Annotated in this window: 24 protein-coding genes; 12 read left to right on the top strand and 12 right to left on the bottom strand. The window is 60.2% G+C overall.

The window, feature by feature from the left end; genetic code table 11:
* Window positions 1-129 precede the first annotated feature (129 nt).
* The 5 genes from PDMSB3_RS37610 (at window position 130) to PDMSB3_RS37590 (ending at window position 3,455) form a co-directional block, all read left to right on the top strand.
* Window positions 130-441 carry a hypothetical protein gene (locus tag PDMSB3_RS37610; RefSeq protein WP_165190411.1) on the top strand — a complete coding sequence of 104 codons (312 nt, stop codon included), beginning with the start codon at window positions 130-132 and terminating at the stop codon, window positions 439-441.
* Window positions 442-549: 108 nt separating this feature from the next.
* Complete coding sequence (locus PDMSB3_RS37605) at window positions 550-984, top strand: hypothetical protein (RefSeq protein ID WP_165190409.1); 435 nt, start codon at window positions 550-552, stop codon at window positions 982-984.
* A gap of 10 nt (window positions 985-994) precedes the next feature.
* Window positions 995-1,771: a hypothetical protein gene (locus tag PDMSB3_RS37600; protein WP_165190407.1), complete on the top strand. Its 777-nt coding sequence runs from the start codon at window positions 995-997 to the stop codon at window positions 1,769-1,771.
* Window positions 1,772-2,044: 273 nt separating this feature from the next.
* Entirely contained in the window at window positions 2,045-3,130 is a 1,086-nt protein-coding gene (locus PDMSB3_RS37595; protein WP_165190405.1) for a DUF7146 domain-containing protein, read from the top strand.
* Window positions 3,131-3,233: 103 nt separating this feature from the next.
* The gene (locus PDMSB3_RS37590) at window positions 3,234-3,455 is read left to right on the top strand and encodes a hypothetical protein (protein ID WP_165190403.1); all 222 of its coding nucleotides are present in this window, start codon (window positions 3,234-3,236) and stop codon (window positions 3,453-3,455) included.
* Window positions 3,456-3,529: 74 nt separating this feature from the next.
* Here PDMSB3_RS37590 and PDMSB3_RS37585 read toward each other — a convergent pair whose 3' ends face one another.
* The 3 genes from PDMSB3_RS37585 to PDMSB3_RS37575 form a co-directional block, all read right to left on the bottom strand.
* Window positions 3,530-3,763, bottom strand: coding sequence for a hypothetical protein (locus PDMSB3_RS37585; protein ID WP_165190401.1), 234 nt, complete (start codon window positions 3,761-3,763; stop codon window positions 3,530-3,532).
* Between the two features lie 237 nt (window positions 3,764-4,000).
* Window positions 4,001-4,390, bottom strand: a complete 390-nt coding sequence (locus PDMSB3_RS37580; protein ID WP_165190399.1) for a hypothetical protein — start codon at window positions 4,388-4,390, stop codon at window positions 4,001-4,003.
* The gene (locus PDMSB3_RS37575; protein WP_165190397.1) at window positions 4,387-5,406 is read right to left on the bottom strand and encodes a PRTRC system protein D; all 1,020 of its coding nucleotides are present in this window, start codon (window positions 5,404-5,406) and stop codon (window positions 4,387-4,389) included. Before PDMSB3_RS37575 ends, PDMSB3_RS37580 begins: the two co-directional genes overlap by 4 nt.
* 1,174 nt (window positions 5,407-6,580) lie before the next feature.
* Here PDMSB3_RS37575 and PDMSB3_RS37570 point away from each other — a divergent pair.
* Window positions 6,581-7,708 (top strand): integrase domain-containing protein, encoded by a 1,128-nt coding sequence (locus PDMSB3_RS37570; protein ID WP_165190395.1) that lies wholly within the window; start codon window positions 6,581-6,583, stop codon window positions 7,706-7,708.
* A gap of 172 nt (window positions 7,709-7,880) precedes the next feature.
* Here the strand turns inward: PDMSB3_RS37570 and PDMSB3_RS37565 are convergent, their stop codons facing one another.
* From PDMSB3_RS37565 to PDMSB3_RS37525, 9 genes are all read right to left on the bottom strand, one after another.
* Window positions 7,881-8,021, bottom strand: coding sequence for a hypothetical protein (locus PDMSB3_RS37565; protein ID WP_165190393.1), 141 nt, complete (start codon window positions 8,019-8,021; stop codon window positions 7,881-7,883).
* Window positions 8,022-8,095: 74 nt separating this feature from the next.
* Entirely contained in the window at window positions 8,096-8,764 is a 669-nt protein-coding gene (locus PDMSB3_RS37560; RefSeq protein WP_165190391.1) for a Lar family restriction alleviation protein, read from the bottom strand.
* Between the two features lie 97 nt (window positions 8,765-8,861).
* Entirely contained in the window at window positions 8,862-9,254 is a 393-nt protein-coding gene (locus tag PDMSB3_RS37555) for a DUF7682 family zinc-binding protein (RefSeq protein ID WP_165190389.1), read from the bottom strand.
* 59 nt (window positions 9,255-9,313) lie between these two features.
* Entirely contained in the window at window positions 9,314-9,625 is a 312-nt protein-coding gene (locus PDMSB3_RS37550; RefSeq protein WP_232064493.1) for a hypothetical protein, read from the bottom strand.
* A 27-nt stretch (window positions 9,626-9,652) separates the two neighbouring features.
* Window positions 9,653-10,147 (bottom strand): hypothetical protein, encoded by a 495-nt coding sequence (locus PDMSB3_RS37545; protein WP_232064492.1) that lies wholly within the window; start codon window positions 10,145-10,147, stop codon window positions 9,653-9,655.
* Window positions 10,148-10,204: 57 nt separating this feature from the next.
* Window positions 10,205-11,419 carry a DUF1173 family protein gene (locus tag PDMSB3_RS37540; RefSeq protein WP_165190387.1) on the bottom strand — a complete coding sequence of 405 codons (1,215 nt, stop codon included), beginning with the start codon at window positions 11,417-11,419 and terminating at the stop codon, window positions 10,205-10,207.
* A gap of 3 nt (window positions 11,420-11,422) precedes the next feature.
* A complete protein-coding gene (locus tag PDMSB3_RS37535) occupies window positions 11,423-11,716 on the bottom strand; it encodes a hypothetical protein (RefSeq protein ID WP_165190385.1) in 294 nt (97 codons plus the stop codon).
* On the bottom strand, window positions 11,713-11,982 hold the full coding sequence (locus PDMSB3_RS37530; protein ID WP_165190383.1) for a hypothetical protein: 270 nt from the start codon (window positions 11,980-11,982) through the stop codon (window positions 11,713-11,715). The genes PDMSB3_RS37535 and PDMSB3_RS37530 overlap by 4 nt, the downstream gene beginning before the upstream one ends.
* A 5-nt stretch (window positions 11,983-11,987) precedes the next feature.
* The gene (locus PDMSB3_RS37525) at window positions 11,988-12,590 is read right to left on the bottom strand and encodes a hypothetical protein (protein WP_165190381.1); all 603 of its coding nucleotides are present in this window, start codon (window positions 12,588-12,590) and stop codon (window positions 11,988-11,990) included.
* Window positions 12,591-12,832: 242 nt separating this feature from the next.
* On the opposite strand from PDMSB3_RS37525, the gene PDMSB3_RS37520 reads away from it, so the two are divergent.
* From PDMSB3_RS37520 to PDMSB3_RS37495, 6 genes are all read left to right on the top strand, one after another.
* The gene (locus tag PDMSB3_RS37520; protein ID WP_232064491.1) at window positions 12,833-13,777 is read left to right on the top strand and encodes a hypothetical protein; all 945 of its coding nucleotides are present in this window, start codon (window positions 12,833-12,835) and stop codon (window positions 13,775-13,777) included.
* A gap of 13 nt (window positions 13,778-13,790) precedes the next feature.
* The gene (locus PDMSB3_RS37515) at window positions 13,791-14,012 is read left to right on the top strand and encodes a hypothetical protein (protein WP_088176886.1); all 222 of its coding nucleotides are present in this window, start codon (window positions 13,791-13,793) and stop codon (window positions 14,010-14,012) included.
* Between the two features lie 77 nt (window positions 14,013-14,089).
* Window positions 14,090-17,209, top strand: coding sequence for an SNF2-related protein (locus PDMSB3_RS37510; protein WP_165190379.1), 3,120 nt, complete (start codon window positions 14,090-14,092; stop codon window positions 17,207-17,209).
* Window positions 17,206-17,451 (top strand): hypothetical protein, encoded by a 246-nt coding sequence (locus PDMSB3_RS37505; RefSeq protein ID WP_165190377.1) that lies wholly within the window; start codon window positions 17,206-17,208, stop codon window positions 17,449-17,451. Before PDMSB3_RS37510 ends, PDMSB3_RS37505 begins: the two co-directional genes overlap by 4 nt.
* A 286-nt stretch (window positions 17,452-17,737) precedes the next feature.
* On the top strand, window positions 17,738-19,408 hold the full coding sequence (locus PDMSB3_RS37500; protein ID WP_165190375.1) for a PRTRC system ParB family protein: 1,671 nt from the start codon (window positions 17,738-17,740) through the stop codon (window positions 19,406-19,408).
* A 98-nt stretch (window positions 19,409-19,506) separates the two neighbouring features.
* On the top strand, window positions 19,507-19,983 hold the full coding sequence (locus PDMSB3_RS37495; RefSeq protein ID WP_128584720.1) for a PRTRC system protein E: 477 nt from the start codon (window positions 19,507-19,509) through the stop codon (window positions 19,981-19,983).
* Window positions 19,984-19,985 lie beyond the last annotated feature (2 nt).

Genomic DNA, 19,985 nt, shown 5'->3' with positions numbered 1-19,985 from the left:
CACGCCTTGCTGAGCCGTGAGAAAAGCGTCTCTCCGCGCGCCCGTTTTCCCTGCTCGTTTGAGCATCGAAACGGTCCAGTGCCTTCCAGCCTGGACATTCCCTAGTGCGTTATTTTTCTGGAGAGAAAAATGCCGAAGCAGTTTGTTATGAAGGCGACCCAATCGCCGTTGTCGTTCCTTGCTGTGTGTTTTGGCCTTTGGTTTGCGGCGCATTCATTCTTCGCTGCTCTTTTCGTCGGGTTCGTTGTCTACCGGTGGATCAAGGCATCGATTCGCAACGCAATGAAAGACGAAAAAGAAACAAGCGATGCAACAGCAGCAACCTCCGCGACTGCGCAGCCTCAGGCTGAAGCGGTTAAGGCGGCGGCTGTCACTCCTATCAAACGACAGTACGCGAAGTCACCTGTCGTTGTTCCGCTTAAGACAGGCACCGACGAATAGTCGGCCCGCCACTGACCGCAAAGATGCCCTTCCGGGCGTCTTTGCACCTTCACCCCAACGGGAACCAACCCGTTGCGGGCATGGGTTCCCGTTCACCGGAGACTACCCATGGAAACCGAAATCACGGCATGGCAACTCGATATGTTCGGCGGGGATCAGCCAATCCTTGCCAGTGCACCTCCCAAACCTGACCCGCTACCTGATCCGCAGTTCTGGAGCGAAGCGGTGCGCGACAAGATGGTCGACGCACTGGTGGACCTTGCCACGGACAGTCGCCGTGGCGACAACATGCCCGAGTCGTTGATGGATTGCTGCACGCTACTGAGCGACCGCCTTCGCAACCGGAAAAAGCTCGAACTTGACGACTACCGCGCAACGCTCGGTTGGGTGATGGAGTTCTGGGACGGCGCCTTGCCGTACCGGTACGTCTGCCTCATCAACGGCGTCGATCCTGAGATCTTGCAGGACGTCATCGTGAGCAATCCTCTTTTGAAGCGCGACATGGAAGACGTCCGTCGTAACTGCTTCGGCTCATTGCTGTAGGAGCTCCGAAATGACGACAACGACATTTGCCAGAGTCCTTGGGGGGATCTTTGGCGTCGGCGGGAACGAACCGTCAACGCCAGCGGCGCCCGCACCCATAGTGGTGGGGCAAGGCGGGTGCAATGAACGACAGGTAGTGATAGCGGGCGAGGCGCGGCTCTTTCGGGATGAGGGCGATGTTGTCGTCCAGTTTCGGCCGGCGTTTGACTACGTGCTACGCGACACGCCAGTCGGTATGAAACTCGTTCCGTCACTGGAGCCTCATTGGGCCGTAGTCAGCGAACATCAAGGCTCACTGCGGGACGCGATCGCGGCAGCAATCAGGAGTGCGGCTTCGCCATTTCCTGTCGAAGCCGACGCCAGAGAGATCCAGCCACGCGCGCGAGCGCCCGTCGCACCTGGCCCCGCGACAATTGACATTGACAACGAAGCGCCTGCCTTGGCGTCGCTTGCAAAGGCACCGACCGCACGCCGGACGGAGCGTTCACACTTCGGCGTGGTGAAAGAGTGGGGCGAACGTGAGTTTCCGGACGGCAAGCGCCCGGGCAAGACGTACGAGGCGTTCTGCCTAATGCTCGAACACCGCGGCGAGACCAGCGTGTTGCAGGGGGAGGGTCTGCGCGATGCGATAGCGGAAGCGCACTGCCGCCTTGGCGATCGCGTCGAAGTCAGGCGTCTCGGCAAGACGAAGGTTCCCGCAGTCGACAAACGCGGGCAACCGAAGCTGGATGCCTCCGGCGCGCAAATCCTCTGGGACAAATGGCTGTGGTCCATCACAAAGAAGTAGTGATCGTTCTGCATCACCGTTGATCCCGAAAATACTCACCGTCGATCCTGTATCGGCTCACCTTTCGTTGTTGTGCCCGTCCCTATGGATGGGCATGGCAACGGAGGTGAGTTTTTCTCCTTCCCGGTCCCGGCCGGAACCCCGATAGGAAACGCCTTCCTTGCTGAAAAAAGCCGTATTCCGTCACCGCTGCGTGATGGACGGCTTTTTTGAGCAACGGTTTCATCGCCTGTAAGGGCATCGACCTCAACCACACCACTACTGGAGTGACATATGAATGTTAAGGACCTCAAGCTGTCCCCGGAACAGTGGCTTGCGTTGCTCCAGAAGTACGGAGTGCCCGCAACGTCATTGACCGGAAAGGGCGCGCCGTGTCCCATCTGCGGCGGCAACGACCGCTTCACCTACGACAACAAGCGCGGGCGCGGCGACTGGGTTTGCCGCAAGTGCAACGACGGAAGCATGAAAGCCGGCGACGGCTTCGAGCTGATCTGCAAGAGCGCGGGAATCACGTTCCGCGAATTGATGCTGGAACTCGACGGTGGTGTTCCTGTCGCTGTGCCCAGCGGGCGGAGTCGATCGGGTCAAGCGCCAGCACCGGGCCGCAAGGCCGACCCGGAGTGGGCGCGTAAAAGGCTTCAATCGATGTGGGACAGCGCCATCGCAAACGGTCGCGATGATCTGATAAGCCGTTACCTGCGAGCACGCGTTCCTGGTCTTGACGTTGCGCCATCGTCGGCTCTCCGTCTGGCGATGCTCGACTACCGGCACGAAAAAAAGGTTATCGGAAAGTGGCCGGGCATCCTGGCAGCATTCACATTGCCCGATGGCCGCCTTGGCACGCTACACCGGACGTTCCTTGACCGGTCGAGACCTGCAAAGGCGTCGATCATCACTAACGATGGGGAAGTCCTGCCCTCGAAGATGAATGAGGTGACGTTGAACAGACTCAACGGCGGCGCAGTCCGGCTGATGGAGCCAGTCAATGGCGAGATTGGCGTGGGCGAGGGACTGGAAACGGTGCTCGGCGCGCACATGCTGTTCCGCGTGCCCGTCTGGTATTGCCTGAACCGCATTCTGTTGTCCGACTTCGTAGTTCCGGAAGGTCTCGGGATTCGAGTCGTTCACATTTTTGCGGATTTCGATGCGGCAGATCCTAAGACTCGAAAGTCGCCAGGCGTGGTGGCGGCGTTGTCGCTCGCGAAGCGTCTTCGCGCCGACGGCTACACGGCGATCGTCCATCGGCCGAAGGTCCGGGGGACGGACTTTGCGGACGAGTGGCTGGCGTCACGTAAGGAGCCTTGCGTCCCTGCGGTCCCGGTTCGGATCGGAAGGACGCCCGACGCGTTGCATATCTGATTAGCAGCGGGACTGCCCGCTCATAGTTGTTCTTAAACCGCCCGGTGGGGATTCGTCCCCGCCGGGGCCGCAATCCGTCTGGGCTTTCCTCATGGAGAGAAGCATGTTCAAGATGATTGTTGGCCGGTTCGAGATTATCGCTACGTCAGGAGTCAGGAATGGTTCTGTACGGGTCGGAAAGTCGGACGCACAGGCCTACGACGTGATTGATCGACGTCAGACCGGCAACGTGACCCCTGAGAAGGTTGGGGTGGAGCTTGACGACGCGTGGTCCTATTGCGTTCGCCATCAAGGTCGAGCTGAAGGCATCGCTCTATTGCATTAAATCAACCCCATGACGACAAAACCCGGCCACTGGCCGGGTTTTTTTTCGTCCTGACATTGGGGGGATCAAGGGCGTCACCACGGGGAGGTCTTGATCCGGAACACAATCTTCAAGAGGAGCATCATCATTAAGAGGAAAGGACGCAGTATGCCAATCGCCCAAAGGAATCCGATGCCGCACACCATAAAGACGGCAACGGTGAAATCACATTTGGGCAACAGGACATCGATGCCGATCAGGCCGAAAAGCGCTGCGGCGATGACTGCGCGGCGTGCGAGCGGATCCAGGTTCCGGAATTTCTCAAGCATGATCGCGGTCCTTGCGAAGCCATGACTGCGCCGCACGGCGCAGATGATATGCCGACTCCCACGCAGCAACGGCCGCTGCCACAAGAAGCCAGAAGCGCGTAGCGCGAGTCCAGTCCGCATTAGCGAGAACGTGTAAAAGATCCATTGCTTTACTCCTGCTGTTGGGGCCTGCTATTGCAGACCGATGACCTATCTTCGCAAATGCGGCGCGAAGTCAAGGCCATCGGCCGCAACTAGCTAGAAACCAGCGAACTGGTCGGCAATTGCGTCCGTGTCGAAACGCTTGGCGCCGGTGACCGTCGGATCGACGGCAAACGGTTCTATCGGTTGCACTGCGGCTAACGAGGCGGCACCAGTTGAGAAGGTAGGTGCTGGACCGCTTTCTACCACATCTGTGACGTCTGCGACGCGCCGGGGCGTTGGCGCGTCAGTCGTCCGCGCGAACGGCGCGTCCAACGGGGCGGTTGATCCGCCGCGTCTCGCTTCCCCTCCATTGAGCGCCGCTCGCGCCAGTGCTCTGAGGGCGCCGGCGCGCATGCGCTCGTTGTCGAACTGTTTGATGTAGGCGAAGAGATCAGGGTCCGTCGCTTCGTTGAGCGTGACTTTGACCACAGCCTTTCCAATCATGCAGCGACTCCGAGCGCCTTACGCTCGCGGGCAAGCGTTGCTTCGCCGACGATCAGGAACCCTTTGGCGTTGGCATAGCAGGGGGCCTCAAGCACGTCGAGTTGAACGCGTGGGAATGCTGCCCGTATCGCCGGCTCGTACAGAGCTGCGCCGCCTCCGGTGAGAACGATAGAGCGCAAATCCGCGGTGCGCCCGACGCGATTCTGCATTTCCTTGACCGTTGAATTGATGATGGCCTGGGACTGTTCCAGATAAGAGAGGAGGTCGATGTCCTTGCCGTAGAAGAGGAGCGGCTTTTTCTCGCGCAGGCACTTGTCAATGCGTTCGATGTCGTCGACCGGCTCTTTCTCGTTCTTTGCGATCAACGACGCAATGCTCTTGTAGACCTGAGACGCCCCGCCCGGAGCGCCGCCGCTACGGCGATCATTCATCGTGAAGCCGTGAGCGACCACCCAGTCCGTCGTGAAGTAGCCCACGTCAATAACCATATGGGCGTTCTCGCGATCAAAGCGGCTGCCACCATATTCCGAGAACGAGACTAGTGATCCGAGCGGTTGCGGCACAACCTTGACTGAGTGAACCCTGATGTCGCCGTGGCCGAAGTTGAGCGTACCGGTGAAAGCATCGCGCAGATGCGCCGAGAACTTGTTAATGGTGTGAACCGGGAGCCCCAGCACCATGCGCTCCACCTCGGTCACGCCAGCAAACTGCAGAGAGCCGCCGAGTAGCGCTGCATAGTTCGCCGTGAGGCAGAAGTCCTCCGATAACGTGCGGCCTGCGTTGCCATAGGCCGACGACAGTTCTACGCCAGGACCGATTTCGTAGGTCGCGCCGTCCACTTCAATTGGCAACACCTTGCGAGAGTGCAGCACGCCTTGTCCGTAGCTCGATACTGCGTCGCTCACCGCAATCGGCGCCACCGACGGAAACATCTGTGTGGCGATGTCTGAACCCATACGGAACGCGCTCTTGGTGTTGCCGTAGCCGACGTCGACTGCGAATACTGATACTTTCATTGACTCTCTCCAGAGTTGTTGGACGTTGTCACTTCCGCTGGGGCCAAACAGGGGCCAAGTTCGGGCCAATTGTCGTTGTCCTTATGACATGCTCTTTCTCTTGGCCCGAGCTTGGGCCAACGTTGGCCCCAAGGCCGGGTGTGACGGTCCAACTCTATCGGCCCGGGAGCAAAGTCAAGGAAGGTAAGGCTCGCAACATTTAGGCAGCTTTAGGAATACCTAACAGCGACGCCGGCGTTTATTCTCTACGTTACCCACCGCGCAACACGCGCATCGACCTCTGAGTTTCACCATTGAAGGGATCGCTTTGCCTGGCGAAAACTCCTCCTGTCACAGGCCGCAAATTGACGCGGCCTTTTTCTGAAACAAATCAAGAGCAACCCGGGGCAATCTGAGGACCCCGGACACGCGATATCCATTGGGTTAGCGGGCGGTTTTGCCCGAATCTGCGATATGAGACAAGTTGCCGCCCGGACAGTCGGACACTTCCGGCACCAACGGCAACGACTCAAGATCGCATGGACACACCCTTTCAGCACACGGAGCTGGGACCGTTACATGAAGCCCGACACACTGCGGCTGATTGAGCGGACTTGGGGGTGGGGGTATGTGCTCGCAGACATGGCGAGTACATCCCTGTACGGAAGACGAACGGCGGGCGCAGCCGGAGAAGAGAAGGGCGCAAGAAGTATTGCCGGGCAGTTGGCCGTAGTCGTGCGAGTCGAGAGACAGGCGCACACCGCCACGCGAGAGCGTGTCGAGGCCGGCACGGTAGCCGGAGCGTCGGCATAGCCGGGTTCGCGAAGCGTGAAAACGCTTGAGCCCGACCAGCGAAAAGCGGCAAATGCGGTCAACGACGATGGATCCTGCAAAGGCAGGTCCGGTTCGGGGTCCGCGACAGCAGCAGGTTTCGCAGGCGGCAAGTCGCGCGTAAGCGTGGCGGCTGGCAGCAGACAGCAGATGGACGGTCGATGCACGTTTCTTCCACGTGCGGGGCTGATCGAATGGAATCGCTAAAGGACAGGAAGGCAGGGCCCGGCGGGGTACGCAGAGCGTTCGCGACAGGAAGTCCAGGGGATAGGCTCCCGTGCAGTGTAAGCGGCGCGGGATTGAAGACTAAGAGTGCGGCTTGCGACTCTCGGACGTAGGACTACATAACGAGCGAGGAAAGAGGATGTCCGCGATATTGAACGTGCGCGCGGTGTTACGGGATTACAGGCTACCTGCGGATTTCAAGGGGGCGCTCGAGCAACTATTGCTTGATAACGTAAACCGCGTCCACAGTCGAACGCGCGTTAGCGCTAAGTCGCTGTCAATCAAGACACAGACGGTTAGGACACAGCAGATCTGTCGTTCGTTCGAGGAACTGCGGCAGAACGGCTACGCGTTGCAGTCGCCTTACTCGCTCAAGCAAAAGCATGTGAAATTTCTGGTTGAGTTCTGGATCAGGGAGAAGCTGAGCGGCGGCTCCATCGAGAACAAGCTGACCTATCTGCGCGCACTGGCCAGCTGGATAAAGAAGCCGCATCTGGTAGGTACGCTCGCCGATTACGCCGACCGTGAAGCTTGCAGCCTGATTCGCTCCTACGTGGCGCTGAAAGACAAGTCGTGGGAAGGCAACGGGATCGATGCCGCTGCGAAGATTGCGGAGATAGAACTGACGGAGCCGTGCGTCGCGGTGCAACTCAAGCTGCAAGCGGCCTTTGGGCTGCGTGTTGAGGAAAGCTTTCTTTTGCGGCCCGGTGAGGCAGTGCGCGTTCAGGACCTACTGAGCGTCACGCGAGGCACGAAGGGTGGCCGCGATCGCGTTGTGCCAATCGAGTTCAAGTACGAGGTCTTGGAGGAAGCGGCGAAATTGGCCAATCCGGTGACCGGTTCAACGATCCCCCTTGGAATGACCAAGCAGCAGTGGAAGTGGCGCTACTACAAGGTTCTTGCGAAGCATGGCGTGCAGCAGTCGGGGCTCGGTGTGACAAGCCACGGCCTGCGCCACCAGTTTCTGCAGCAGATGTACGAGCGAATGACCGGAGTACAGGCGCCGATCAAGCAGTCGGTCGAGCGGGTCGACCGATGTACTCATAAGGAAGCGATGCAACGCATTGTCGAAGCAGCAGGACACAGCCGCGCAACGAAGGCGAACGCCTATCTGTCAACGCATAACGCACTGGCTGCGCGCAAGAACCGCTCGTTGACACGCGAAATGGCGCTGGAGGCCGTCGCGATGGCTGGCGGGATAAAGTCCCACGCGGCCACTGCAATGGGCATTTCCCGTCAGGCGCTTTATAGGCTCTTGGAGGAGTGAACCCGGCGATAAGATTCTGCACCTGTCTTACTGTGCCTGTACACGCGAATCACCAATTATTCCCTTGGTCGATAATTGGTGATTTGGAAAAAACATAAGAATCAATGGCTTGTATGGCGCGCTCTTTTAACGCGTTATACGTGTACATGGCTGCGGTGCCCTGACAGGCCGCTCACTGTAAAAGCCAATTGAGCGCCGGGCTCGTCAGCGCGTGGTAGGTGACGATAATGCCGAGGGCTAGAAGCGTCATCAATTGCGGCATCAATTTTTCGCGGTGGCGGTACGCGGCGCGAATGTATTCGACAGGGGACATGTTTTCTCCGGTAGTTTCGCTCACCGATCTGGCGAGAGTTGAGCCCAGTATGGCGCGGCTCCCAGGAAGTCAAGTCACCAGCGGCTGCGATCCGGCAAGTCGTCTACGGCAGCGGAGACGCGAGTCTCAAAAGCGCATTCCTCGTCACCTCCCGTCGCCGGGATCCGCGGGAACTGGACGGACGCTACGCCATCGATATAGACGAAGCGGGCCATTTGCTGGAGTGTGCGATAGCGCGCGGCGTCCTCGAGCACGGGATCTATAGGCCAGAAATCGCGGGTCGTAATCTTTCCGTCGACAACCTTCTGGGCGAGCATTGCAAAGACGGGACCTCGCTTCTCCCACTCTTCGGTGGTGCGCGCCATCAGATCGAGAATGTACGGAGCGTCGATCGGCGAAACCTCTTTGCGCACGAGATCAAGTAGTTCGCCCTCCGTCGCCGCCGGCCGGTTCAATCTTTGATTCCAGATCTTCCCCGCTTCGTCGAGCGCGGCGTTCTTGTCCTGGTCAATCACTATCCATGGCGTTTGCATCCCGCAGTCCTCGCAGACGATGCAGCAAAGGCGCTCCATCGGCGGTTCGGAGAGCGAGCGTGCTTCCATGTCGTTCATGATCGGCGCACGGCTTGAGCCGATCTGCAGAAATTCGGTGGAAGGCCTCGACCGGCTTCCTGTTACCCGTTGGGACCAGCCGAAAGCCCAGTTGCCGCCGCAGTGTGCGCAAGGGTAGAGTTCATCAGTCATGGGGCTTTTGTCGGATCAGTTTGGCTTAGCCAATTGTAATGTTGACCGACCAGCGATACGACACATAACGACAGAAAAAAGCACTAATTGGGACAAGTCAGACTCTGAAAGTGTCGACGGCGCGGTTATACACCTCGTGGGATAGCAGCCGCAGAGGGCGCAATGAGGCGGCGTCAAACATCAGACGATACGTGTGGCCGACCGGTACAGAGAAAAGCTGCCCGTTGGAAGACCGGATCGGCTTACCCTTCAGCGCGCACGGATGGGTTCCGTCGCGAACCTTACTCAATACGAGTCGGGCCTCTCTCTGAACAGAGGCCAGATGATCGACGCAGGAGAGGTCGATGAGGTCTGAGGAGGCGGCTTCGGCCTTTGACAGCCGTTTTTCTTGCCGCGCGAGACGTTCCTCTTCTTTGGCTTTTGCGGTTGCGTCGCAGGCGTGGCAGTACTTGCCTTTGCCCGAATGACCGCAGGCGAACGTGCGCTTCATGGTGATCCTTCTGAGCTAGATGGTTCACCATTCGACCACGAAGGCACGGCCAGTCAAGTTCAGGTTGACGCGGGTTCTAAGCGCCCTTTTGTCCGTGTCTGGCCGTCAAGTTCGGCTGACAGTTCGAGGATGCGGGAATCCGCGCGGGCAAGCCTGTCCTCAAGCCGCCTTGCATGATCCAGCGCGAGTTCGTACTGTTCGGCGAGCATGGTCAGCGCCCAGAAGGGAGAGAGAGACGCGCCGCAATCGCGACAGGTGACGATGCCGCCTCGCGAGTCGAGCTTGATGTTGTGATGCGCGCATTCACCGGGGCGGTGGGTGCGATTGTCGGTGGTGACGCGCAGGCGCGCGAACGGGATAACACTGCTCATGGCCTGTCGCTCAACAAGGGGAGTGGTCTATGGGGTGAGGCAACCAGAGTGCAACGCGAACGGGGCCTCAGCCGGGAAAAGGGCGCGCGAGATTGCCTCGTCGCGCCGGTAATGCTGCTCAACCGTGTCGAGGTAACGACGAAATGCTTCGGTGTCGTGGGGCGCAACGCTCGCGCTGCCGCCGGCGAGGCGCACGTCGGTCGGCGCATGCGCATAGCGTTCGATGCTGGCGAGCGCGGCGACGTCTGGCAGCCACCAACGGTTCCAGCGGGTTGTGAAAGCAAGCCAGCCGCGCGTAGCCGCATCCATCTCTGTCCATGCCGCACGGAAATCGAGGATCGCGCCCAACGAACTGAAAAAGGCCATTCGGATTGTCGCGTCATCCGCGGCCGCGACGACAATCTGCTTTCGGCGTTCGTCGACCGGATCGGTCGAGCTCGCCATACAGAGGGCCGGATAACTGACGTGCCAGTCGGCGCCGCGTGCTACGGCGCGCCGCAGAAAAAACGAATTCGATTCCATCTTTGCGATCCTGGTTATGAGCTATGCCTGCCCCAACCTATCGGCTTGGGCGGCAAGTCAAGTCGCCGGTGGGAGCATGACAGAGCCGAGCGGGGAAGGCGGGACCCATTCGACGCACGGCTCTTTACTCCGCGCATACAGAGCCTGCTTCTCCGTCTTGCGGGCGCGGTAGGCATCGTTCGACTCCATGCCATACACCTCGATAGCGGTGGGTGGCGTCGTATCCAGCAGCCGGAAGTCAGGCAGCATTTTATCTGCGTCGTCGCGACGGATAGGTTTCAGGAAGCGTCGGCGCTCTTCCACCAGCCGGTTCGCCATGTCTACCTCGTAGCTCGAGTCACACGGAATGAACGAACGGTTGCAGAGTTGCAATGCGAGGTCGATCGCGCGCAGGTTGTCGTCCTTGGTACGCTCAATGACGAGCACGGCGACGATACGCGCCTCGGCTTTGCCAATCATTGGCCACGCATGCCGGAAGGATCTGGCTGCACTTTCGACAAGCTGCTTCGACGCGTAGAACGTTTCGAAGGTCTGGCGCAGGCGAAGGATGAAACCGTACTTCGAGGGATCGATTGACTTTACCTCGGCGATGACCACGCCGCGATCTGATGCGGTAGGGGTTGTGCGAATTCGGTTGAGGAAGGAATCGAACTCGGCCTTGATGGTCGCCTGTTCGCTTTCCTCATATCGGCGCATCACATGCACGACATCCTGAATTGGCTTGCCGTTGATCTTCCCCTCGCCAAGAACGGCAAGAATCTGTGAGCTGCAGGTGCCCCAGTTACGCTGAAGCCCGCCGGACCACTGGTTGAGGCCCGCGTCCTGCCATACACGTTGCAGGAAGCCGAGCAGGGGCGCCGTGCGGCGAGACGTTGACCGACCGGCGGCTTTCGCCGTGCCGTCAGCCTTAACCGTGCCGACAGTCCGGACGGTCAATGAAACGTCGAGTCTGGCATTCAGCCCAGCAGGCGTACTGCGGATCGCGTCCTGTTCATCGCCAGCGGAAGCGCCGGATTCGGTCGCTTCGGCGAAGAACGAGCAGGTTTTCGAGTTGTGATGGGTGCCTTCCTCCGGCCAGCGAGCGAGATGGAAGAGCGCGCCATACCGGCGAACGACGAGCCGAAGTGGCTTTCCCCCGCTCGCGCTCTGGCAGATACACTCGGCAAAGCCTGGTGAGCGCTTTGCGCGTTCAAGTCGCGCGGCGAAGCGTGCGGGGTTCTCTTGCACCTCTTCGAGCGAGGTCACCAATCCGTCGAACGTGACGTCTGTCATCGTTTAATCCTTCTGAAACCAGCGAACGCCGACGCCGGCGGTGCCGCGGAACGCGTAAGTGCCGAGCAGCTTGCTTACCTGACGGACACTGCATGCGAACTGGTCGCGATGGTCCCGGGTGGGGAAGCGGGCAACGACGCGCCGGAGAATGCCCGGTGCAATGTAGTCCCGATGCTCGATATATCCGTCGCCAATCAGAGCGTCCATCCAGCAATCGGGCATGCCCAGCGCAGCGAGACCGAAAGGGCCCGACTGACCGCGGGTCGTGTCAAGGAATTCGAAGACGATGGTGGTCATGGCTGAATCTCTGAGGTCCTGAGTGCGTCGCCACGCTGGGCCATGCGCCCGAGCGGAACGATGCGCTCGATGGTCGCGACGTCGATCACATGGCGGACGCCGGACGCGTTCTGGAATTCGAGAAAGGTGACGCCCTCGACCACGTGCCTCTGGATAAAGGTCCGCTCAAGCACCAGGCCGGGAAAGTAGCCATTTGACAGCGCGACGGCGCGCGTCTCAATGCAATAGCCCGTTGCGGGTTGCAGTTGTTCTTTGGTCTGCAGCATGCGGTTCAAGACGGTGGGTGTCCGCGCTTTGCGCGATACGCGTCGAAGAGCGAGATCGCGCCGAGTGCAGTGGCGAAAGCGTTGAACAGGGCGAGCGCGATAAGCGAGGCCGAACGCCTGTCGCTGGATGCGAGCTCATTGGCACGCTGGCGCTCCGCTGTGGCGAGGTTGGCCCTCTGCGCGTTCAGCGACTCATTGAGTGCCTGTTCCGATTGCACCTCGTGCCGCGCAAGAACTCCGGTGCGTAGCGCTACCGGCATATCCCTGATAGCGTCAGAGACGCCGGTCAGTTCGGAGACAATTGCCGTGTCGATCACCACATCGGCTGCTGCGCGTTGAGGTCGCAGTTGGAGTCCGGCGACGCCAATGGTCGCAACCGAAGTAAGCACGGCGATGGCGAGGATCGAAAGCGTTGCGCGTTGACTGAGTTTCATGATGACCGATGTTGAGCGTGCCCGCGAGCGCGGCGCTGCGCCTATTTTCGGACGAGTCGTCAGGCATGCGCGGGCGCAAAGCTGAGAGAAAAACGGAGCATTAGGATCGTTGGAGAATGCTGGTTCGAAAGGGCGGAGTAATGATGTGCCCGGAAAGGCATAGCAAAAGCGCAAGCATTCTCCGGGTGGACCTGTAACGCGTTACACGCTGCCGGTCCGATCGGTCGAATTCAGGGAAATCGGACCGGTGAATTCGCCGGGTCGTCGCTGCGTAGGCAGCGCGCCGGCGCGGACCCGCAGCGACGGCTTATCCACAGCTTTGCGCACAGAAACTGTTGATAACTTGTGTCGAGCTTTCCGAAGAGGCGGGCCCAAAACGCAGCCATTAACCTTGGCCGACACGTCGGCGCGCCGGTATGTTTACGCATCACCCGCGCATACGCGCATCGACTACCGCGCATCCGCGCAATCATCTGACGGCTGCTTCTCGCGGTCGCTCATTCAACCCAGACGGGATCCATCCCGCTCTGGCGTGGTGTCCCGTCAAATCCAACGAGGGATACACCATGTACACAGCACTTGTTCAGCAGTTCAAGGATGCACAGACGAAGGCAGCCGCTGCTTATCTTGAAGTGCGAGCGGCCGAAACTGCGCTTTTTCCTCCTGACGGGCAGTATTCGTACTGTGCTGCCGAGACGCGATCCGAATACAAGACGGAACGCGAACTCAGCGACTTCTGCAATCGACTCGCTCACGTACTTGTCCGCGAGGCGGTGCGACGCTTTTCGCCTCCCGGCGGACGGCTTGAGATCGAAGACAGCAGGGAACTCGCTAACGCATCGATCGACATTCACGAGGCGCTCAGGGCTGGGAAGTGTCCCGACTTTGACGCGTTCTGGACTCATCTGGAGCGCACTTACAGCGGCGACGCCGGCAAGCGAATCGGCCTGATTCAGGCGGCGAAGTCGATCATCGACGGGTTCTACATTCGCCCGAACTCCGAGATCAAGCGGACGTCTAGCGCCATCGTGCTCGAAGCTCGCATCTGGAGCGAGACGTGTTACCGGTCCAGCGCCCGCAAACCGACGTACCAGTCGGGGCAGACCGTCGTAGGCCTGTCGCGAGGCCTAAGTGCTTTCGCGGCGCATGCCGGCTTTGACGTACTTGCGTCCGAGCTGAAGCACGGGCGACTGGCGGATTACGAGTTCGAGACTCGCGAGAAGGTCTGTTTCCGTGGTGTGGATATCGTGATGTACAACGAGAAATGGCAGTTCAAGTTCTCGCACGAGGTTGGAGACGCTCTCTCGCTGTTCATCAGCGAGTTTGGCGCCGACTACCTGGCCACCCGTGACCGGTACTAAAGCGGGGGCCACCATGTCTCGTCAACGCATCTATCTGTTCTCCCGCTACGTCGCCAGGACGTACGCGTTGTCTCTCGACAATCTCATCACCATCGTGCGCGCGCGTGAGTGCTATTCCCCGATGTTTCGCGCTGCGGCGTTGCGTCATGTCGTGCTGCAGGCCCCGCTCCATGTGACAGGCGGGCAGCCGTTTGCCGCCCGTCGACGAGCCGTTCGCAAGTTCTATCAACTGTAGTTTCCAACCCGCCGGATACGTCCGGCGCTTTTTCTTTGGCCCGCTTCACGCGGGCCTTTTCTTTTATGGATGCAATCATGCAGAGAGATCTGTTTTCTTTTGCGCCGGACTGGTACGAGCCTTTGCGCTCGTTGCTGAGCCTCGGGTCCCAAGCGGCTCCGGTGGCTCATCAGGGCGAACTGGCCGCAGCACGTCGTCAGCACCTCGGGCAGTTTTTCACGCCCGACGCGATCGCCGCGTTCATGTGGAGTTTCGTCAGCGGCTGGCGGCTGGGTCGGCGTATCCGTCTGCTCGATAACTCGGTGGGCTCGGGAAGGCTGTTTCAGTATGCCGACCCGGAGCGTTACGCCGTGTATGGCGTCGACGTGCATGCGGACGTGATTACGCAGTGTCAGAAGGTGTTCGAAGAAGCGGGTTTCGACTGCGAATTCAGACACGCGGGCATGGAGGACATCCAGCCGACGAACTTCGACATCGCGATCATCAACCCGCCGTTCTCGGTGCACCTGGAGTCGCCGCACCTGAAGCCCTTTTCGTGCACTAGCTGGGGCAGATACGGTGCTAACACAAGTGCGCTCAGTCACGAGTACGCGGTACATCAGGCATTGGACGCGGCCAATATCGTCGTTGCCTTACTCCCGATCACTACGGCAGAAGCTGTATTGGCCGGAGGACTGGGCGACTCGGCGCAACGCCGCGCAGCGGGCCTGTTCGAGTTGCCACCCGATGCGTTCAGATCGGAAGGAGCAAACGTACGGACGGCTGTCGTGGTGTTCGACCGTTACCGGTCGAGGCCTTCGGACTTCGTGAGAACGAAAATCGAAAACCTCGCGCTACCGGGGCCCGACCTCGGTTTGCACCACGAGGATCGAAGCTTTGGCGAACCGCGACTGCGCTTCCAGAAGCTCGATGACAGCGTTCCGGCCATCACGCGGCCTGTGACGGGCAACAAGTCTGTCGTCATCTCGCATGACGGCCGGCGCGTCCGTCTGGGCTTCGCCTGCGGCTTCAACGAGGCGATGGTGCTCAACAGTGTCTTCGTTGAGCGCATCTACTCGCGCGACGGCCATCGGCTGCCACGCGGCTTTCGTTACGACGGTCAGGGGCTGCTCGACATCGAGACGTATCTGATGCAGGGCGATCCGCGCGGCGCGCTCGGCAAGCTGCTCGACCGCATCCGTAGCGTCGGTGGTGAACCGCAGTTCGCGCCAGGCTTCCTTGAGCACCTTGAGCGTCGTTCAAGACGCAGCGAGCGTCAGGCGACACCGCTCAGGCATGTCGCGTGGACGACCGGCGCCGGCTCGGCGGATGTTGTTACGGGAAAGGCGCGGGAGACCCACAAGATCGACTTGTCGCGCTGGGCCAGTCCGCTCGTGATGGCGGGTGAGCCGGTCAGCTTCACGCGCGAAGACGATGGCCGATACCGCTATGCCGTGAAGGGCGCTACCTATCATCTGTCGGTCGATGAGTTGAACGCGCGGTTTGCGGTCGATAACGTCGCTGAAGGGTGGGAAGTGGTGCACGAAGGGCTCGCGGTCAAATTTCCACAGCAGGCCGCGGCGCTCCGCGCCAGAGTTCGGGCGCTGGGCGTTGATCGCTGGCTGAACTGGGAGTTTCAGACCGAGGATCTTGTCGAAACGCTGATGAAGCCGTCGGGTTGCGTGATCGCGTGGGAGCAGGGTTGCGGCAAGTCGCGCCTCGCGATTGCGCTCATTCTCGTCGCGAAGGTCAGGCATGGACTCATCGTCGTTGAGTCGCGTCTGATTGACGAGATGATGAAGGAGATCGCGATGCTGCCGCTCAATGCGGATGACGTGAAAGTCATCGGTTGTGCGGCGGACCTGAATGATCTGCGACGGTTCAACCTGATCTCCTATGAGCGCTTGCGTATGCCGGTCGACAAGGGGGCGTCGAAGCGCGTGACGTATGCGCACCGTTTGCGGCGGCGCATTGGTCTGCTGGTTGCCGACGAAGGCGAGCGGCTGGCCAATCCGACGAGCGACCAGAGCCGCGCGCTCTGGCAGCTTTCGGCGCGACGCCGTTATGTGCTCACCGGCTCGCCGATCCCCAACTATCCGCGTGACGCTTTCGGGCTGATCGCGTTCTCTGGTGGTGATGGCACCGCAGCGCAGCCATACGGTTACCGGCTGGGCTATCTGGAGGAAAACTGGATCAATACCGTCCAGTATGCGATGCGCGGTGTGGACCGGTTTCGGGATGACTTCGTGGTGCTGGAGTGGGTCACGTGGCAGTTCGCGGAGAGCCTGCAGGAAGGGGCGAAGCGTGAGGTGCCAAAGATCGGGAACCTGCACGGCTACCGCGCGATGCTTGCGCCGCATATCAAGCGGCGGCTGGTGGCAGAGCCGGAAGTCGCGAAGTACATCCAGATCGACCCGCCGGAATTCGAAGTTGAGACCGTGGACTGGGACCGTGGCCATCTGGCCACCTACCTGCGAGCGGCCGACGAATTCGCAGACTGGTATTGCTCGTCGCGGGATGACCGTAAGGCATGCAACCTCATCACCATCCTTGCGCGTATTCGTGCAGTGCATTTCGCCGCCAACTTTCCGCAGTACGGGATGGAAGGCGTCGATCGCATTCGCGGCCTGACGAGCAAACAGCGCGCGGTGATCTCACGCATGCGGGAGATTGCGGCCGAGGGAAAGCAGGCGATCGTGTTTGCGGAAAACCCGGGCGTGCTTGATCTTCTCGCACGGGAGCTCGAATCGCACGGTGTGCAGTCGGTGGCGTTTCATGGCGAGATACCGATCAAGCGCCGCGTGTCCGACAAGGACAAGCGGTTCCTGACAGGACTGGCTACGGGGCTTCTGGCGACAAAGGCGTCGGGGCGTGCGGGCTACAACCTGCCGAACGCCGACTACATTCTCTTCTACGACAGGTCGTGGACGTGGCGCATCGAGTATCAGGCGATGCGGCGCGCGCTGCGCTGGAACCGGAAGGGAACCTTGAAGGTGCTGTATTTCCACTTGCCCGGCAGCATCGACGAGTACCAAGACCAGATGGTTGCGCACAAGCGTGATGCAACACAGGCAGGACTGGACTGGGCGACGCCCGAGCTTGAAGACGAAACGTTCCTGCACATGGATTCGCTGCTGGACCGTTTTGTTCATGACCTCGCATTGAACGCCGATCGCGAGAGCGGCGACATGCGCAAACTGTTGAAGGAGGCTGCATGAAGGAATCCAAGGTGTCGGTGTTGGTGGGAGACGGTGTCGTGACGGTCAAGCGCGAGGGCTCGAACCGCGCGCTACAGGCGAACATTCTTGGCACCGTCGAAGCCGACGGCGTCCAGGTGTTCTGTCTGGACCGGCTGGTGCATGCAAGCCATGAGCAGCAGTTCGGCGAATGGACGCTGGCCGGCGCGGTTACGACCCTTCTGTCGCGACCGCTGAAGCTGGCGGCGGTTGCGCTGCAATGAGATGAGAGCGGCGCCGATAAGGCGTCGCGCTCGGTACCCTGATCAAACCCGGCTTCGTGCCGGGTTTTTTTTTCGTCCGCGAAATGCGCTGGCCTGTTTCGTTTACCGGAAAGGCACTGCGTTTACGCGAGCTTTGCGCCTCGAATGGCCGTTGGCGCGGCGGTATCTTTGCGTTATCACCCGCGTCCCTGACGCATCGACTCGCCGGCTTTGACCGGTCTATTGTTGTTCAACCCTTCGGGAGCTCACTCCCGGCGGGGCTGGGTTCCCTCTCCGGAGACCCACAATGCAACAGCAACCTACTCTTGCCCTCAAACAGATCACCATCGCTGCCAATCCCCGCACCTACTTCGATGCGGCGGAAATGGAAGAGCTGACGGCTTCGGTCCGTGAGAAGGGCGTCATCCAGCCTGTCATCGTTCGCACGCTTGCTGATGGCGGATTCGCTCTTGTCGCCGGTGGCCGCAGATACAGAGCTGCCATGACGGCGCATGGCGAGGATTACGAGATACCTGTCGTCGTGAAGGAGATCGATGAAGTCGAAGCGAAGCAGCTTGCGATCATCGAAAACATTCAGCGCGCGGATATGTCGCCTGCCGAGGAAGCCATTGCAGCAGCCGAGCAGGTCGGGCTGTGCAAGGGCGATCGCGACGAGGTCGCGCGCATCTTCGGATGGTCGCGTGCCACGCTCGACAAGCGCCTGGCGCTCATGAACTGCAGTGCTGCGGTTCTAGAGGCGCTCAACACCCGGCAAATCCTTCTGGGTCACGCAGAGCTTCTAGCCGCGCTTCCCAAAGAAACACAGGACAAGCTGCTTCCCGTCATCGTCAAGGAAGGCAAGTCGGTCGCCGAAGTGAAGAAGACGATCGAACAGGTCGCCTGTTCGTTGTCTGCTGCGATCTTCGACAAAACCGACTGCGTCAGCTGCCCCCACAACTCGTCAACACAAGGCGAGATGTTCGGCGAGTCCATTGCCACAGGCAACTGTACGAACCGTACCTGTTTCAACGAGAAAACGGAGAAACAGCTTGAGGTGGTGGCCACCGGCCTTCGCGATGACTTCCCCGTCGTGCGCATCGTGCGCGCGGGCGACAACCACACCCGCATACAGCTTGCTGTGGAGGGTGCAAAGGGCGTCGGCGAGGAACAGGCGAAAGCCTGCCACGCGTGCCAGAACTACGGCGCGGCGGTGAGCGGCCTTCCGGACTCAGTCGGCAAGGTCTACAAGGGCCAGTGCTTCGACACCGTCTGTAACATGAAGATGGTGGCCAAGCGCCTGCAGGCTGAAAAACCTGCTGTCGCGCCGAAGTCTGAAGCGAAGGCCGATGGCACTGGCACGGCGAAGGCTGCAGCCAAAGCCTCCGGCACCGCACCGTCGACGACGGGTAATCCGCCGGCGACGGTCGTTGCCGAATCGGATCGCATCAAGACGTATCGCGTGGCGCTGTGGCGTAAAGCCCTGCGTCGCGAGGTTGGCCAGAATGCTGCGCTAGCCCAGCGATACCTCGTCTCAATCGCTCTCGCCGGACAGGCCCGCTGTGTCGATGACTCGACCATGAAGGGTATCTGGGAAAAGCTGACCGAAGAAAAGATCGCGGTGTCGGATGTGGCCAAGGCCGCAACGTCCGTGGCCGCCGCCGACGGCGACAAGTTCGCGCTTGCTCTCACCGGCGTCACGGTCGCTGCGATTCAGGGTCTGGACGTTCACCATCTGACGAGTCTGTGCCGTCATCATCGACTCGACCTCAACCAGCACTGGAAGCTCTGCAAGGAGTTTCTAGAGCTGATCACGAAGTCGGAAATGATGGTGGTGGCCGACGAGCTTGGCATCCGTGCCGCGCTCGGCGACGAGTTCAAGAAAGTGTTCAGCAAATCGAAGGCGGAAGTCATCGATGCGCTGCTCAACGTCAAGGGCTTCGACTACACCGGGAAGATTCCGAAGGTTCTCAAGTATTAACGCGCCTTCTGGCGCATCGACCGAAGCGGACTTTCCCGTCTGCTTCATTTCTCTTTTGGACTGCCTGCGGGCGGTCCTTTTTTATTTGCGGAGTTTTTATGTTCGTTGAACTTGAAGCGCTGTTGAAGTCGTGCGGTGGGCTGAAGCTGGCCATGAAGATGAAGGGTGATGCGATGGTCGTGGTCGTCATGCCGGAAGGCGAGGCGAAAGACACGGCGTTGCGTCAGCCGCTCGTCATGACCGCGACGGCGGCGGAACTGGATGCCGGCTTTGCCGAGCATCTGGCGACGTACACCGGCGCTCATGCGTCGCTGGCCGAACAGGTGGCCGCAACGACGGCGATCCTCGGTGAAGCGCAGAAGGCCCAGGTCACGAAAGCGACCAAAGCTCTCTCGGGCAAGGCTGGCAGAAGTTCGCCAGCCGCGGCGAAAGCGTCACCAGACGAGGACGCTGAGGATGACGACAGTGAATCGTCGGAGTCGGACGCACCGGTCGCCGCGAACGAAGGCAAAGGGGACGCTCCGGCGCCTGCTGAGCCTGCTTCGAGCGGCACCGACCTCGCTTCGCTCTTTTAAGG

Origin of the sequence: Paraburkholderia dioscoreae, from assembly GCF_902459535.1 — a bacterium.
Lineage (GTDB): Bacteria > Pseudomonadota > Gammaproteobacteria > Burkholderiales > Burkholderiaceae > Paraburkholderia > Paraburkholderia dioscoreae.
This window is presented reverse-complemented; position numbering and strand designations above follow the sequence as displayed.

Excerpts from the sequence above, each read along its gene's own strand:
- PDMSB3_RS37520 (WP_232064491.1), top strand. The coding sequence starts at position 12,833 with ATGTTTACGCATCACCCGCGCATACGCGCATCGACTACCGCGCATCCG.
- PDMSB3_RS37545 (WP_232064492.1), bottom strand. The coding sequence starts at position 10,147 with ATGGAATCGAATTCGTTTTTTCTGCGGCGCGCCGTAGCACGCGGCGCC.
- PDMSB3_RS37600 (WP_165190407.1), top strand. The coding sequence starts at position 995 with ATGACGACAACGACATTTGCCAGAGTCCTTGGGGGGATCTTTGGCGTC.
- PDMSB3_RS37575 (WP_165190397.1), bottom strand. The coding sequence starts at position 5,406 with ATGAAAGTATCAGTATTCGCAGTCGACGTCGGCTACGGCAACACCAAG.
- PDMSB3_RS37530 (WP_165190383.1), bottom strand. The coding sequence starts at position 11,982 with ATGCTGCAGACCAAAGAACAACTGCAACCCGCAACGGGCTATTGCATT.
- PDMSB3_RS37570 (WP_165190395.1), top strand. The coding sequence starts at position 6,581 with ATGTCCGCGATATTGAACGTGCGCGCGGTGTTACGGGATTACAGGCTA.
- PDMSB3_RS37565 (WP_165190393.1), bottom strand. The coding sequence starts at position 8,021 with ATGTCCCCTGTCGAATACATTCGCGCCGCGTACCGCCACCGCGAAAAA.
- PDMSB3_RS37585 (WP_165190401.1), bottom strand. The coding sequence starts at position 3,763 with ATGCTTGAGAAATTCCGGAACCTGGATCCGCTCGCACGCCGCGCAGTC.
- PDMSB3_RS37550 (WP_232064493.1), bottom strand. The coding sequence starts at position 9,625 with ATGAGCAGTGTTATCCCGTTCGCGCGCCTGCGCGTCACCACCGACAAT.
- PDMSB3_RS37495 (WP_128584720.1), top strand. The coding sequence starts at position 19,507 with ATGTTCGTTGAACTTGAAGCGCTGTTGAAGTCGTGCGGTGGGCTGAAG.
- PDMSB3_RS37605 (WP_165190409.1), top strand. The coding sequence starts at position 550 with ATGGAAACCGAAATCACGGCATGGCAACTCGATATGTTCGGCGGGGAT.
- PDMSB3_RS37540 (WP_165190387.1), bottom strand. The coding sequence starts at position 11,419 with ATGACAGACGTCACGTTCGACGGATTGGTGACCTCGCTCGAAGAGGTG.
- PDMSB3_RS37505 (WP_165190377.1), top strand. The coding sequence starts at position 17,206 with ATGAAGGAATCCAAGGTGTCGGTGTTGGTGGGAGACGGTGTCGTGACG.
- PDMSB3_RS37535 (WP_165190385.1), bottom strand. The coding sequence starts at position 11,716 with ATGACCACCATCGTCTTCGAATTCCTTGACACGACCCGCGGTCAGTCG.
- PDMSB3_RS37590 (WP_165190403.1), top strand. The coding sequence starts at position 3,234 with ATGTTCAAGATGATTGTTGGCCGGTTCGAGATTATCGCTACGTCAGGA.
- PDMSB3_RS37595 (WP_165190405.1), top strand. The coding sequence starts at position 2,045 with ATGAATGTTAAGGACCTCAAGCTGTCCCCGGAACAGTGGCTTGCGTTG.
- PDMSB3_RS37560 (WP_165190391.1), bottom strand. The coding sequence starts at position 8,764 with ATGACTGATGAACTCTACCCTTGCGCACACTGCGGCGGCAACTGGGCT.
- PDMSB3_RS37500 (WP_165190375.1), top strand. The coding sequence starts at position 17,738 with ATGCAACAGCAACCTACTCTTGCCCTCAAACAGATCACCATCGCTGCC.
- PDMSB3_RS37555 (WP_165190389.1), bottom strand. The coding sequence starts at position 9,254 with ATGAAGCGCACGTTCGCCTGCGGTCATTCGGGCAAAGGCAAGTACTGC.
- PDMSB3_RS37610 (WP_165190411.1), top strand. The coding sequence starts at position 130 with ATGCCGAAGCAGTTTGTTATGAAGGCGACCCAATCGCCGTTGTCGTTC.
- PDMSB3_RS37580 (WP_165190399.1), bottom strand. The coding sequence starts at position 4,390 with ATGATTGGAAAGGCTGTGGTCAAAGTCACGCTCAACGAAGCGACGGAC.
- PDMSB3_RS37510 (WP_165190379.1), top strand. The coding sequence starts at position 14,090 with ATGCAGAGAGATCTGTTTTCTTTTGCGCCGGACTGGTACGAGCCTTTG.
- PDMSB3_RS37515 (WP_088176886.1), top strand. The coding sequence starts at position 13,791 with ATGTCTCGTCAACGCATCTATCTGTTCTCCCGCTACGTCGCCAGGACG.